Annotated in this window: 12 protein-coding genes; 5 read left to right on the forward strand and 7 right to left on the reverse strand. The window is 70.7% G+C overall.

What is annotated here, in order from left to right:
- Positions 1–51: 51 nt before the first annotated feature.
- Positions 52–1,728, reverse strand: a complete 1,677-nt coding sequence (locus tag KBX50_RS18510) for a GTPase (RefSeq protein ID WP_210938395.1) — start codon at positions 1,726–1,728, stop codon at positions 52–54.
- Positions 1,729–1,733: 5 nt separating this feature from the next.
- A complete protein-coding gene (locus KBX50_RS18515) occupies positions 1,734–3,599 on the reverse strand; it encodes a GTPase domain-containing protein (RefSeq protein ID WP_210938350.1) in 1,866 nt (621 codons plus the stop codon).
- A 221-nt stretch (positions 3,600–3,820) separates the two neighbouring features.
- Here KBX50_RS18515 and dnaK point away from each other — a divergent pair, with 221 nt between their 5' ends.
- From dnaK to KBX50_RS18540, 5 genes are all read left to right on the forward strand, one after another.
- On the forward strand, positions 3,821–5,698 hold the full coding sequence (gene dnaK / locus KBX50_RS18520; protein ID WP_204019248.1) for a molecular chaperone DnaK: 1,878 nt from the start codon (positions 3,821–3,823) through the stop codon (positions 5,696–5,698).
- A gap of 46 nt (positions 5,699–5,744) precedes the next feature.
- Positions 5,745–6,506 (forward strand): nucleotide exchange factor GrpE, encoded by a 762-nt coding sequence (gene grpE, locus KBX50_RS18525; protein ID WP_210938351.1) that lies wholly within the window; start codon positions 5,745–5,747, stop codon positions 6,504–6,506.
- A gap of 85 nt (positions 6,507–6,591) precedes the next feature.
- A complete protein-coding gene (gene dnaJ / locus KBX50_RS18530) occupies positions 6,592–7,767 on the forward strand; it encodes a molecular chaperone DnaJ (RefSeq protein WP_210938352.1) in 1,176 nt (391 codons plus the stop codon).
- Positions 7,768–7,795: 28 nt separating this feature from the next.
- Entirely contained in the window at positions 7,796–8,233 is a 438-nt protein-coding gene (locus KBX50_RS18535; RefSeq protein ID WP_210938353.1) for a heat shock protein transcriptional repressor HspR, read from the forward strand.
- Between the two features lie 177 nt (positions 8,234–8,410).
- A complete protein-coding gene (locus KBX50_RS18540; RefSeq protein WP_210938354.1) occupies positions 8,411–8,647 on the forward strand; it encodes a hypothetical protein in 237 nt (78 codons plus the stop codon).
- A gap of 54 nt (positions 8,648–8,701) precedes the next feature.
- Here KBX50_RS18540 and KBX50_RS18545 read toward each other — a convergent pair whose 3' ends face one another.
- The 5 genes from KBX50_RS18545 to KBX50_RS18565 form a co-directional block, all read right to left on the reverse strand.
- A complete protein-coding gene (locus KBX50_RS18545; RefSeq protein ID WP_099848208.1) occupies positions 8,702–9,130 on the reverse strand; it encodes a hypothetical protein in 429 nt (142 codons plus the stop codon).
- A gap of 171 nt (positions 9,131–9,301) precedes the next feature.
- A complete protein-coding gene (locus KBX50_RS18550; protein WP_210938355.1) occupies positions 9,302–10,513 on the reverse strand; it encodes a cation:proton antiporter in 1,212 nt (403 codons plus the stop codon).
- A 5-nt stretch (positions 10,514–10,518) separates the two neighbouring features.
- The gene (locus KBX50_RS18555; RefSeq protein ID WP_210938356.1) at positions 10,519–11,019 is read right to left on the reverse strand and encodes a cation:proton antiporter regulatory subunit; all 501 of its coding nucleotides are present in this window, start codon (positions 11,017–11,019) and stop codon (positions 10,519–10,521) included.
- Between the two features lie 93 nt (positions 11,020–11,112).
- Positions 11,113–11,679, reverse strand: a complete 567-nt coding sequence (locus KBX50_RS18560; RefSeq protein ID WP_210938357.1) for a hypothetical protein — start codon at positions 11,677–11,679, stop codon at positions 11,113–11,115.
- A gap of 663 nt (positions 11,680–12,342) precedes the next feature.
- On the reverse strand, positions 12,343–12,819 hold the full coding sequence (locus KBX50_RS18565) for a hypothetical protein (RefSeq protein ID WP_210938358.1): 477 nt from the start codon (positions 12,817–12,819) through the stop codon (positions 12,343–12,345).
- Positions 12,820–13,138: the final 319 nt, after the last annotated feature.

Here is a 13,138-nt window from a genome sequence, read left to right on the forward strand (position 1 = left end):
GACCCGACCCTACGCCGATCGCGCGGTGTCCAGGAACGTTCAGCGGCCGGGTCAGCGGTGTCGGGCAACCTCGAGGACGGTGCGTGCGTCGGCGTGCGCGGCGATCACGGCCCGCACCGGGGCCAGCACCTGCTGTTCGCCGACGCTGGCGACGGCCCGGGTCAGCTGCGCCTCCGCCCGGTGACGGGCCTGCCGGGCGGCCCACCTCACCAGCGGGCGGGTCAGGGCCGCCACGATCAACCCGGTCAGCAACCCGCCGAGCAGCAGCAGGGTCGGCACCGGTACCTCACCGACCATCGGGTGACGCAACTCCGGCAATCCGAGAGCCCGCACCGCGTAGCCGAGGACCAGCCAGCCCAGCCCGGCCACCGCGGCGAAGGTCGCCAGCCACTGCACCCCGCCCACCAGTCGCCACCACGCACGAGGACGGTCGACGCCGAGGTCGGTGCTGGCGAGCGCGCCGTCCAAGGCGTCCGGCAGGTCACCGAGGCGGGACCGGGCCGCTGCCGCCATCGCGTCAGGCCAGGCGTTCGGCAGCCCGTCCCCGGCCCGGTCGGCCACCGTCCGCAACGCCAGTGCCAGTGCGGACTTGTCGGCCGCGTTGGGCTCGGGTACGGAGGTGGCGGCCACCAGGCTCTCCGCCGGGTCACCACCGGCCCGCCGGTCGGGCAGGTGCAGCCGGCGCAGCGGGTCGGCCCGCAGTCGCCGCCAGAGCCGTAGCAACGGCCAGCCGGTGGCTGCTGCGGCGCGATGCCGGTACGCCTGCTCGACCGCCGCCACGACGGTCGGCACTCCGGCTGCCCGGCACAGGGCACGGTCCAACGCGGTGACCGCGGGATCGTCGGCGGCGAGTGCGGTGCGGGGCGCGCCGACCATGTCGTCCAGCGCGGTGACGACGGCGTCCACATCACCGGAGAGACGACGCAGCGCGGCCTGGCGTTCGGCGACGGCGCGTTCCAGCGCCGCCCGCAACCGCTCCGGGCCCTCCGGGTCGGCGACGGTGGTGGCCAGCAGCGGTACCCCGTCGAGCCCGTCCGCGTCGAGCAGGCGGCGCAGGTCGGCCAGTACCCGGGGCACCTCGGCGGGCGGCAGCCGGTCGGTCTGGTTGAGCACGACCAGGGTCACGTCCCGGTGCCGGTGGAACTCGCGGAGGTAGCTACGGTGCATCACCCGGTCGGCGTACTTCTGCGGGTCGACCACCCAGACCACCAGGTCCACCAGGCCGAGCAGCCGGTCCACCTCCAGCCGGTGCGCGTGGTCGACGGAGTCGAAGTCCGGCAGGTCGAGCAGGATCAGCCCGTGCAAGGTGGACTCGTCGTCGCCGTCGAGCAGGCTCTCCCGGACGAAGCGGTGGCGGGGCAGCACGCCGAGCCAGTCGAGCAGCCGGGTGCCCCCGTCGAGCGGGCCCCACACGCAGGCGTGCGTGACACCGGTGGTGGGCCGGCGTACCCCGACGGGTGAGAGGGCCATCCGGGCCATCGCGTTGAACAGGCTCGACTTGCCGCTGCCCGTGGCTCCGGCCAGCGCCACCACGGTGTGGTCGCGGGAGAGCGCCAGTCGGGTCCCGGCGCGTTCGACAAGGGTGCGGGCCGGCACCAGCGGAGTGTCCGGCAGGTGGCCGTCGACGATGCCGAGGAACCGCCGTACCGCCTCCAGCCGGGCGACCAGTTGGTCGGCGTCCACCCGCCCGTCGGCGATTCGCAACGCCTCGCGGAGGCGTCCGCCCATGCCGGTCACGGCCGCTCCTCATCGGTCAGCTGGGCGTCGACGCCCGTCGTCTGGGCGCTGAGCACGGGTGCGGCGTCGGCGAAGCCGCTGCCCAACCGGGCCGCCTCCACCCGTTCGGCCGCCTGGCGCAGCGACGTCGCGTTCTGTGCCGGCGGTCGGGCCTGCCGGGTCCGGGCGAGATAGCGGGTGGCCTCGGCGTCCAGCAGCACCGTCACCCGCTCCAGCAGGTCCTCCCGGGCCTTTCTGGCCAGCGTACGCACGGCCTGATCACCGAAGATCGCCTGAAGGACCGCCTGACCGGCGAGGGTGGTGCCGGCACCGGTGGCCACCTCCAGCCCGGTCGGGATGAAGGCGGTGGAGGCGAAGACCGCGATCATCACGGCCAGCCCGGTGGCGTTCACCGCGTACGCCGCGGTCCGCGCCACGAAGCGCCGGTCGCCACCTTCGGCCCGGACCAGTTCCAGCACGCCGCGCTGCCAGTCGCGGACCAGGCGCTCGGCGCGCTGCGGCAGGTCGGCGGCATGGTGGGCGAGGTCGGGTTCGAGCAGGGCCGCGCCGGCCGGGTGCGCCTTCCAACCGGTGTACGCGTGCTCGGCCGCCTCGGCGGCCACCCCCCGCAGCAGGGTGACAAGTTGCGACTCGATCGCGTCCCGCAGCTCGACGGCGGGGGCCGGGCGCCCGGAGAAGGCGGCCATGACGCGGTCCCGCAGCCGGCCGATCCGTGCCTCAAGGGTGCGGAAGAGGTCGCTGGTGCCGATGAACTCCTGCCAACGGGCGAGCACCTCGCCACGGAGCAGTCGACCGTCGCGCAGCCCCTGGTCGACGGTCCGGTTAGCGGCCCGGTACGCCGCACGTACCCGGTCGTCCAGCGCGTCGGCGGCGGCGACCTGCTCGTCGGCGGCGAGGGCCAGGCTCTCGACGGTGGGTTGCAGCAGGGCCAGCGCGCCGCCCAGCGTCTGCCGGACCACTGCCGAACGGGCCTCCGCGTCGGCGGCGAGCCGGGCGAACCAGTCGGCCAGCGGTGCGGTGCTGCGGCCCGGTAGCAGCCCCTGCCCGTCGATCCAGGTCTCCGGGAGCACGAACAGCGGGGCGGCCTCGAGACCCTGCTCGGCGAGCATCTCGGCGAGATGGGCGGCCACCTCGTCGGTCGCCTCGGCCGGGACCCGGTTGAGTACCAGGGCGAGTACCGCGCCCCTGGTCCGGGCGTTGTGCAGCAGCTCCCAGGGGACGGCGTCGGCGTACCGGGCGGCGGTGGTGACGAAGAGCCAGAGGTCGGCGGCGGCGAGCAGCTGGTTGGCCAGGGCCCGGTTGGCGTCGACCACCGAGTCGATGTCGGGGGCGTCCAGGAACGCCAGCCCCGGAGGGAGTGCCGGGGCGGTGACCAGATGCAGGGTGCGGGGATCGTCGCTGGGCTGGTTGGTGCGGGTCAGCCCGGGCAGCAGCTCCCCCCGGCGGAACCAGGCCGCGTCTGCCGGGTTGCAGACCAGTACCGGGGACCGGGTGGTCGGCCGCAGCACCCCGGCGGCGCTGACCCGGGCCTGCACCAGGCTGTTGACCAGGGTCGACTTGCCGGCGCCGGTGGATCCGCCGACCACCACGAGCAGCGGTGCGTCGAGGCGGGTCAGGCGGGGCAGCAGGTAGTCGTCGAGCTGGTCGGCGAGGGCGGCGACGGTGCGCGCGGCCAGCTCGGCCGAGGGCAGGGCCAGCGGGAACCGGGCCGCCCCGATCGCGGCGCGCAGGCTGGTCAGGGCGTCTGGCAGGGTGTCGTCCCCGGTGGGCGCGGGCCGGTCCTCGCCGGCGCCGGTGGACCCGGTGCGGGCTGCGACGGCGGGCGCGCCGGACGGTGAGGCGGAATCGCCGTGCGTCGTCACCGCTAAAGCGTGCCCGACCGACACAAGGTAAGACAACCGGTCGGTAGGAATGCCGAGTTGCGCCGACCCGACTCAACCCTGACTTGACGATTTCCGGGGGCGTGGCACTATTGAGTCAAGTTCACTCAACTTGAGGTGGGGTCGCTGCGGACGGCAGGCGCCGCGCAGCGAGGACGGGAGGGCCCGTCACCTGCTCAACGTAACGAAGCGAGGAAGCGAAGATGGCACGTGCGGTCGGTATCGACCTCGGCACGACGAACTCCTGCGTCAGCGTTCTGGAGGGCGGTGAGCCCACCGTCATCGCCAACGCTGAGGGCTCGCGGACGACCCCGTCGATCGTCGCGTTCGCCCGTAACGGCGAGGTGCTCGTCGGTGAGGTCGCCAAGCGCCAGGCGGTGACGAACCCGGACCGGACGATCCGCTCGGTCAAGCGGGAGATCGGCACCAACTGGTCCGTCGACATCGACGGCAAGAAGTACACCCCGCAGGAGATCTCGGCCCGGACGCTGATGAAGCTCAAGCGGGACGCCGAGGCCTACCTGGGCGAGCAGATCACCGACGCGGTGATCACCGTCCCGGCCTATTTCAACGACGGCCAGCGGCAGGCCACCAAGGAGGCTGGCGAGATCGCCGGCTTCAACGTGCTGCGGATCGTGAACGAGCCGACCGCGGCCGCCCTGGCGTACGGGCTGGACAAGGGCTCCAAGGAGCAGACCGTCCTGGTCTTCGACCTCGGTGGCGGCACCTTCGACGTGTCGCTGCTGGAGTTGGCCGAGGGCGTCATCGAGGTCAAGTCGACAAGCGGTGACAACCTCCTCGGTGGTGACGACTGGGACCAGCGGATCATGGACCACCTGGTGAAGACCTTCCGGGGTGAGCACGGCATCGACCTGTCGCAGGACAAGATGGCGATGCAGCGGCTCAAGGAGGCCGCCGAGAAGGCCAAGATCGAGCTGTCCGCCGCCACCACCACCAACATCAACCTGCCGTACATCACCGCCGGTGCCGCCGGCCCGCTGCACCTGGACGTGACCCTCAGCCGGGCCGAGTTCCAGCGGATGACGCAGGATCTGCTGGACCGCTGCAAGGGCCCCTTCGAGCAGGCCGTGAAGGACGCCGGGATCAAGGTCTCCGACGTCGACCACGTGATCCTCGTCGGTGGCTCGACCCGGATGCCGGCCGTGACCGACCTGGTCAAGCAGCTCACCGGCAAGGAGCCCAACAAGGGCGTCAACCCGGACGAGGTCGTCGCCGTGGGTGCCGCCCTTCAGGCCGGCGTGCTCAAGGGCGAGGTCAAGGACGTCCTGCTGCTCGACGTGACGCCGCTGAGCCTGGGCATCGAGACCAAGGGTGGCATCTTCACCAAGCTCATCGAGCGCAACACCACCATCCCGACCAAGCGCTCCGAGGTGTTCACCACCGCCGACGACAACCAGCCGTCGGTGCTGATCCAGGTCTTCCAGGGCGAGCGTGAGATCGCCGCGTACAACAAGAAGCTCGGCACCTTCGAGCTGACCGGCCTTCCGCCGGCCCCGCGCGGCGTGCCGCAGATCGAGGTCACCTTCGACATCGACGCCAACGGCATCGTCAACGTCCACGCCAAGGACCTGGGTACCGGCAAGGAACAGAAGATGACGATCACCGGCGGCTCCTCGCTGCCGAAGGACGACATCGAGCGGATGCGCCGGGACGCCGAGGAGCACGCGGAGGAGGACAAGCGCCGCCGTGAGGAGGCCGAGACCCGCAACGTGGCCGAGGCCCTGCAGTGGCAGACCGAGAAGTTCCTCGCCGAGAACGGTGAGAAGCTCCCCGCCGAGAACCGCGAGAAGCTCAACGAGGCCCTCGGCGAGCTGCGTGGCGCTCTCGGTGGCAGCGACATCGAGAAGATCAAGTCGGCGCACGAGCGGCTCGCGCAGGTCTCCCAGGAGGCGGGCTCGCTGCTCTACGCCCAGCAGGCCGAGCAGTCCCAGGCGGGCGGCGAGGCCGGTCCCGGCGCGGCCGGTGGTGCCGACGCGACCGGTGGCGCGCAGGCCGGCGGCGCACGGCCCGGCGCGGACGACGTGGTCGACGCGGAGATCGTGGACGAGGACAAGAAGTGACGGTCCTGGCCACCCGAACGCACGGGCAGAGGGATGAGGTAGTCGTATGACGGAGAAGCCACGAGCCGCCGACCCGGGTGACACCGGGTCGGCGCCGGGTGGCTCGGCGTCCGAGCCGGCCACCGGCGACGCGCCGCGGGTCGTCATCCGCAACAACCGCAAGATCAGTCAGATCCGCGAGCCCGACGGTACGGCGGCGGACGCCGGACCGGACGTGCCAGCGGAGGGCCTGGTCGAGGAGGCCGAGGTCGTGGTCGACTCGATCGAGGTCGAGGCGAGCGCGCTCAGCGACGCGTCCACCGAGGGTCCGCCGGTCGTGGACGCGCCGGCACAGCCGGTCGGGGAGCCGACCGAGCCGACCGTCGGCGGGCTGGGTGCCGAGCTGGAGGCGCTCCGCGCCGAGCTGGACGAACGCACCCGCGACGTGCAGCGGGTGTCGGCCGAGTACGCCAACTACCGCAAGCGGGTCGAGCGCGACCGTGGCCTGGTCACCGAGCAGGCCACCGGATCCGTGCTCGCCGCGCTGCTGCCGATCCTGGACGATCTCGACCGGGCCCGGGAGCATGGCGATCTGGTCGGCCCGTTCGGTTCGGTGGCCGAGCAGCTCATCACCGCGCTGGGCAAGTTCGGGCTGACCCCGTTCGGCGAGCAGGGCGATCCGTTCGACCCGACGCGGCACGAGGCGGTGGCCCACCAGACCTCGTCCGACGTCACCGAGCCGACCTGCGTGCAGGTGATGCGTCGGGGCTACCAGGTCGGTGAGCGACTGCTGCGGCCCGCGCTGGTCGCGGTCGCCGACCCGGAATAGTGCGCGACGGTGATCCGGCCGCCCCGCTCGCCGAGACCCGGCGGGCGGGGCGGACCGGGCCCGGAGGTGGGGAGGAGGTGTACGGGTGAGTTCGAAGGACTGGATCGAGAAGGACTACTACGCGGTCCTGGGCGTGGCGAAAGCCGCACCGGCTGATGAGATCAAGAAGGCGTACCGCAAGCTGGCCCGCGAGTCGCACCCGGACCACAACCCCGGCGACGCCAAGGCCGAGGAACGCTTCAAAGCGGTGTCCGAGGCGTACGCGGTGCTCGGCGACGACGCCAAGCGCCGCGAGTACGACGAGATGCGCTCGCTCTTCGGCTCGGGCGCGTTCCGGCGTGGCGCCCGTCAGGGCGGCCAGCCGGGCGGTGCGCCGTTCGACGTCTCCGACCTGTTCGGTGGTGCGCAGCCGGGCGGCGGCCGGTTCGCCGGTGGCAACATCTCCGACCTGTTCAGCTCGATCTTCTCCGGCGGTGGCGGGGCTGCGGGCGCACCAGGTCCGGCTCGGGGCCGGGACATCGAGACCGAGGTGGCGCTCGACTTCAACGACGCGGTACGCGGCGTGACCCTGCCGCTGACGCTGCGCGCGCCCGGCGTCTGCGACACCTGCCACGGCAACGGTGCCAAGCCCGGCACCGTGCCACGTACCTGTCCGGTCTGCCACGGTGCCGGGGTCACCAACCGGAACCAGGGTGCGTTCAGTTTTTCCGAGCCCTGCCGCAACTGTCAGGGCGTGGGCACGGTGGTGGACGAGAAGTGCCCGGAGTGCCAGGGCACCGGCGGAGTCACCAAGACCCGTACGCTCAACGTCCGCTTTCCCGCCGGGGTGGCCGACGGCCAGCGGATCCGGCTGGCCGGCCGAGGCGAGCCGGGTGAGCGCGGCGGTCCGGCGGGTGATCTGTTCGTGCACGTGAAGGTTCGCCCGGACGAGGTCTTCGGGCGTACCGGCGACGACCTCACCCTGACCGTGCCGATCACATTCGCGGAGGCCGTCCTCGGCACCGACCTGCGGGTGCCGACGCTCGACGGTCCGGTGACCCTGCGGGTGCCGCCAGGTACGCCGAGCGGTCGCATCCTGCGGGCCAGGGGCAAGGGGGTCAGCCGCCGGGACGGACAGCAGGGCGATCTGCTGGTCACCCTGGACGTGGTGGTGCCAGCGCGGATCTCGGACGAGGCGCGGGCCGCGCTGGAGACGTTCGCCGAGCAGACCCCGCCGGCGGCCCGGGAACATCTCGACGCGCGGGTGCGTCGGTTCGGTTGATCGGTGAAGCGGTGCGGAGGTGAGCGGGATGGACGGGTTCGTCGGCTCGGATGACCCGGCATACGAGGCCAAGGTGCTGATGATCTCGGTTGCGGCGCGGATGGCGGGCATGCATCCGCAGACACTGCGCCAGTACGACCGGCTCGGCCTGGTGCAGGCCGGCCGGGCGGCCGGTGGCGGGCGGCGGTACAGCGTCCGGGACGTGGTGCTGCTGCGCGAGGTGCAGCGGCTCAGTCAGGACGACGGCGTCAACCTCGCCGGGATCAAGCGGATCATCGGGTTGGAGCAACTGCTGGAGCAGGCACAGCAGCGGGTCGCCCAGCTGGAGGCGGAACTCGACGCCGCGTACCGCCGGATGGCCGAGCTGGAGTCGCTGGCCCGCTTCCCCGGTCGGGATCTCGTCCCCACCAACCAGACCTCGACCGCCCTGGTGGTCTGGCGTCCCCGACGCAGCTCCGGGCGCTGACGGCCGCTACGGCGAAAGGGGTGTGGCTCCGACGGAGCCACACCCCTTTCGCGTGTCCGCGGGTGCTGCGCCGCTCGTGGTTCCGGAAACCCGAGCGAGAGACAGGTTGCCTCGACTAGTCTTCAGAAATCAGGTCTAAACCATCTCAATCCGGACTCCGAACTGGCGGGGGGAGCCATGACGGAATCGGCGAGGAAGGTGGCCGAGGAGACGGAGCAACGCCTCGACGACCTGGCTGAGAACGTCCAGCACCGGTTCGACCGGATCACCAAGGGACGCTTCTCCGACCAGGTCCAGGCCGGCAGGTTCAGCGGCCGGGGCGATCGGGTCGCCGCGGACAGCGGCCGGGTCGGCCATGGTGCCGGCCAGGTGCGCAGCGATCAGCACCGTCGCGAGCGGGGCGGGTCGCGCTGACGATCCGCCGACGTGCGGGCCGGGAGCCACGGGGGGTCCCGGCCCGTTCGGCGTTCAAAGTCGGCGGTTCTCCCGCACCAGCCCGCCCTCGCACCACTCCCGGTACACGAAAAGCTCCGGTCGGGTCAGCAGTACCCGACTGTTGTGCGCCCAGGTGCGCATCATCTCGTCGCCGTTGCGCTCGGCCTGGTCGACCAGCTTCCGGAAGCGGCGCTTCGGATGTGCCCGGAAGTTCGTCCGGATCCCGTCGGCGGCGTAGATGTAGAGACAGTGCAGCGCGAACCGACGCGCCGGACAGCGGGTGTCCATGGCGAGTTCGAACAGCGTCATCACCAACCGGTCACCGGAGACCAGCAGGTCCCAGTCCGGCGGCATCGACGTCAACGGGACGGAATCGGGGTGGTAGGCCCACGCTCGCAACTCCGCCGGGGTTGGGTCGACGGGGTTGGCGAAGCCGTGGAACGCTGACTCCTGCACGCTCACCGGCCAACCTTCCGCTTTCGCCCGCGGGGGCGTCCGCCCACCGCGAACCCTGGCTGCTGGGGCGACACGTTAACGCGGTACCGGTGAGTACCGGTAGCCCCTACGGGAAGCAATTCGGCATCTCTTGGTCGACGCGGGCCCTCCGGACGGTGGAATCGGCTGATTCGACGCTCACGCTCGGTTCGACGCGGCCGCCGCCCGGGCCCGCTGCGCCGCGGCTCGGGCCCGTAGCCAACCCTTGAACCAGGCGAGGTCGGGCAGCCGGGCCAGCACCGGCCCGGTGACGACCGTGATCAGCACGTACGTCGCCGCCAGTGCCGCCAGTTTCGGTGAAACGGTGCCGGAGGCCACCGCGATTCCGGCGATGACGATGGAGAACTCGCCCCGGGGTACCAGTGCCAGGCCGGCGCGCCAGCGGCCCGGTTCGGCGATGCCCGTCCGCCGGGCGGCCAGGTAGCCGGTAAGCGTCTTGGTCCCCATGGTGGCCAGCGCGAGCAGCAGCGCCGGTAGCAGCACCGGTGGGATGTGCCGTGGATCGGTGGCGAGGCCGAAGAAGACGAAGAACACGGCGGCGAAGAGGTCCCGCAGCGGAGTCAGCAGCTCGGTTGCGTGGTGGGCGACCGGCCCGGAGAGCGCGATGCCGACCAGGAACGCGCCCACCGCCGCCGACACCTGCAACTTCGCGGCGACCCCGGCGACCAGGAGGGTCAGTCCGAGTACCCCGAGCAGCAGTGCCTCGGCGCTGCCGGCCGACAACGCCCGGGAGAGGACGTTGCCATAACGAAGGGCCACCACCAGCACGGCGATCACGGTCAGCACCGCGACGGCGAGGGAGACACCGCCCTTGACGAATCCGACTCCGGCCAGCAGAGCGGTCAGCAGTGGCAGGTAGAAGGCCATCGCGAGGTCCTCGACCACCAGCACGGAGAGGATCACGGGGGTCTCCCGGTTACCGAGTCGACCCAGGTCGGCCAGAACCTTGGCGATCACCCCCGAGGACGAGACCCAGGTGATCCCGCCGAGCACCACCGCAGCCACCCAACCCCAACCGAGCAGCAGCGCGAATGCCGCACCGGGCAGCGCGTTCAACAGCGCGTCGAGCAGTCCTGCCGGCGCGGCCGACCGCAGGCTGCCCACGAGTTCGTCGGCGGAGTACTCCAGGCCGAGCATCACCAGCAGCAGGATCACACCGATCTCGGCGCCGATCGCGAAGAACTCCTCGCTGGCGCTTAGCTCCAGCACGCCGCCGTGACCGAAGGCCAGCCCCGCCAGCAGATAGAGCGGGATCGGCGAGAGCCCGACCCGGCGGCCCAGCCGGCCGAGCAACCCGAGCAGGAACAGCAACCCGCCGACCTCGATGAGCAGGGTGCTGAAGTCGTGCATCGGGCTCAGCCGGCGGGATCGTCGGCGGCGAAGATCGCGCTTGCCCCGTCCAGGCCCTGCCGGTTGCCGACGATGACGAGCACGTCGCCGGCGGCGAGGCGGAACGTCGGACTCGGCGAAACGATAACCTCGCCGGCGCGCAGGATCGCCACGATCGAGGCTCCCGTGCGGGTGCGCACCTTCGCGTCACCGAGGGGCCGGTTGACATAGGTGGAGGAGGCCGGGACGGCGATCTGCTCGGTGAGCAGGCCAGCGGCCTGTTCGCGCAGCCCGGAGAGCTGCCCGAGGATCAGCGACGCGCCCAGGATGTCGGCCAGCGCCCCCGCCTCGTCGTCGGTGAGTGGGATGTCCGCCGAGCAACCGTCCGGGTCGTCCGCGTCGTACAGGACGAGGTCGCGGCGACCGCTGCGGTGGGAGACGACCCCCAACCGCCGGCCGGACTCCGTCATCATGTCATGACGTACGCCGATCCCCGGTAAGGCAGTCTGTTCGACACGTACTCGCACCCGGGCAACGCTACCGGCACGGCGTCCGGCCTACGAGGTCGGCGCAGCGGGTACGGCCTGCGTGTCAGCGGTCACGGACGGTTGCCGGGCGACTCATTCAAGCTGGGTGAGGCGGCAGGTCAGCGGGGGGCGGTCAACGTGATTCACGGTCACCGTGACCAGGCAACCCCGCTCGGGGTCGAGAGCGATCCGCAGCGCCCTCCGGTCGGGTAGGGAAAATCCGTTGTACGGCGACGGTTCGTTGCCCATCGGACTGGCCTCGAGGTGGATCAGGCCGCTGGCGTCCGGCCCGGTCACCGCCGACACGACCACCCGGGCGAGGAGGTCTACCGGGCGGAGCATCTCCACGAACCAGGCGTCCACTACCGCCGGCCACGAGTAGAAATACCGAGGGTCGTCGAGGGTGTCCTCGCCAGGCACCGGCGAGCTGAGCCGTTCACCGTCAACGCGCACCTGCACCAGGTTCTGGCCGTCACAGCACCACCGCATTTCGCCGTGGTCGTCCCTGGCGGTGTAGGACCAGCTCAGCATGCTGGTCGCACGCAGTCGGTGCTCGGACACCTGCTCGAAAGTGTCGTGCGGACCGGTCGTGCCGACGCTTGCGCTCGCCGAGGTGACCGCGTCGCGGGTCATCAGGGACAGCCACCTCGTCACGTTCATCCGCGTCGTCCTTCCATACGGTCGACCCTGACCACCCATGATGCCGAGACGATGGGCACGTCCTGGGTGGAACCGCGACCCACGAGCACGGGCCAAGCAGCGTGAACCACCCAGTACGTGCCCTCTTCGACATCGAGTGCCACACTCACTCGTGCCGGCCGGTCTCCGCCATCCGATCGCGAGCAGGCCGCCGCCGGAGCCGAGTAGCCGCAGATCGTCTCGGTGCCGGTGTCCTCGTCCGGTATGCCATCGGCTCCCGTTGCGGGATAGCGGTAGAGAACCACGCGGGACGGCAGCTGCGCTGTCCCGAACTCCATGGTCACCCGTCTGGTCGCCCTGGCAAGCCGGACCTCCGGCCAGTCGACGTGCCGTGGTGGACCGGTGACCGGCCCGCCACGAGCCGACCAGTCGATCATGATTCTCCGTAGTGGCCGTCGTTCCTCCGCCGTGACGAGGCTCAGTGCCGGCGGCTCCAGCGGAGCGGTGAGGAGTGCATCGGACAGGTACGGCATATCGCCCTGGTGGGAGTTGCTTCCCGCTGCTGGGCCGGTCTGGTGGTGCTCCGGACGGCATCCGGTCGTGGCGAGCAGCATGACGGCGGCCGTCACCGCGCTGGCATACGCGATGACGGCCGTACGCCACCGATGCTTACCGGGATGGGTGTCAGTTGTTGGAACCACACTGAATCTCGTCGTCGTTCTCTTCGTACGCCGCGGCACTGACCGGCTGTCCGTCGAGAATTCCGCTGCCGAATCCTTCGGTCCGCCAGCGGTGCCAGGAGCCGTAGTCGCAATCGACGTCCACGGTCACCCGAACCCGCCAGGCTGTTTTCGGGCCGTTCGTCTTGGTCCTCCTGTGCTCCCAGCCGTACCAGCGGGATCGGTAACTCTTGCCGGTGATCGTGTTGTTGACGATCGTGGTGCCCTGACAGAAGGACTCGACCCTGGTGTGGATCTGGTTGTCGGTGGTGTAGGAAGCGTGTGGCAGGTCTACCCGCACTCCACAGTCACCGGCTGCGGCAAGAGCACGGAGTTGCTGTTGTTGATACGCGGCCTGGCCGCGCGTCGAAAGGGCGGTCGACTCGTCCTTGTCCGCGGCGTGCGCAGCGTTGGCAGTTCCGGCGACAGTTACCACCGCCATCGCGAAAACACTCGCGACTCGTGTCATCACGTGCATGTGCCCCGTCCTCTCAGGAGTGGTTGTGGTCTATTCCCAAGCTTCAACAAGCAGACCTGCGTGAGAACCCCTCCGCTGGGTGACAAAACACACTTGTGGTTTATCAGGTAAACCCTCCGTCAAGAGGTCTTGTCGGACCCTGGCTGCTGCGGTATTGCCGGCGGTTCAATCGATGGCTGGCCTCGGTTGACATCAATGGTCGGACAAGTTATTCGGCGACATTCGAACGCTGACTTGGTAACTCCGCGTAACCGTTTGATCTCCGCTGTCGCGGTGGTGGAAA

The sequence above is a fragment of the Micromonospora sp. C51 genome, from assembly GCF_018070435.1.
Lineage (GTDB): Bacteria > Actinomycetota > Actinomycetes > Mycobacteriales > Micromonosporaceae > Micromonospora > Micromonospora sediminimaris.

Excerpts from the sequence above, each read along its gene's own strand:
- grpE (WP_210938351.1), top strand. The coding sequence starts at position 5,745 with ATGACGGAGAAGCCACGAGCCGCCGACCCGGGTGACACCGGGTCGGCG.
- KBX50_RS18560 (WP_210938357.1), bottom strand. The coding sequence starts at position 11,679 with ATGAACGTGACGAGGTGGCTGTCCCTGATGACCCGCGACGCGGTCACC.
- KBX50_RS18535 (WP_210938353.1), top strand. The coding sequence starts at position 7,796 with ATGGACGGGTTCGTCGGCTCGGATGACCCGGCATACGAGGCCAAGGTG.
- KBX50_RS18565 (WP_210938358.1), bottom strand. The coding sequence starts at position 12,819 with ATGGCGGTGGTAACTGTCGCCGGAACTGCCAACGCTGCGCACGCCGCG.
- KBX50_RS18540 (WP_210938354.1), top strand. The coding sequence starts at position 8,411 with ATGACGGAATCGGCGAGGAAGGTGGCCGAGGAGACGGAGCAACGCCTC.
- dnaK (WP_204019248.1), top strand. The coding sequence starts at position 3,821 with ATGGCACGTGCGGTCGGTATCGACCTCGGCACGACGAACTCCTGCGTC.
- KBX50_RS18550 (WP_210938355.1), bottom strand. The coding sequence starts at position 10,513 with ATGCACGACTTCAGCACCCTGCTCATCGAGGTCGGCGGGTTGCTGTTC.
- KBX50_RS18510 (WP_210938395.1), bottom strand. The coding sequence starts at position 1,728 with ATGGGCGGACGCCTCCGCGAGGCGTTGCGAATCGCCGACGGGCGGGTG.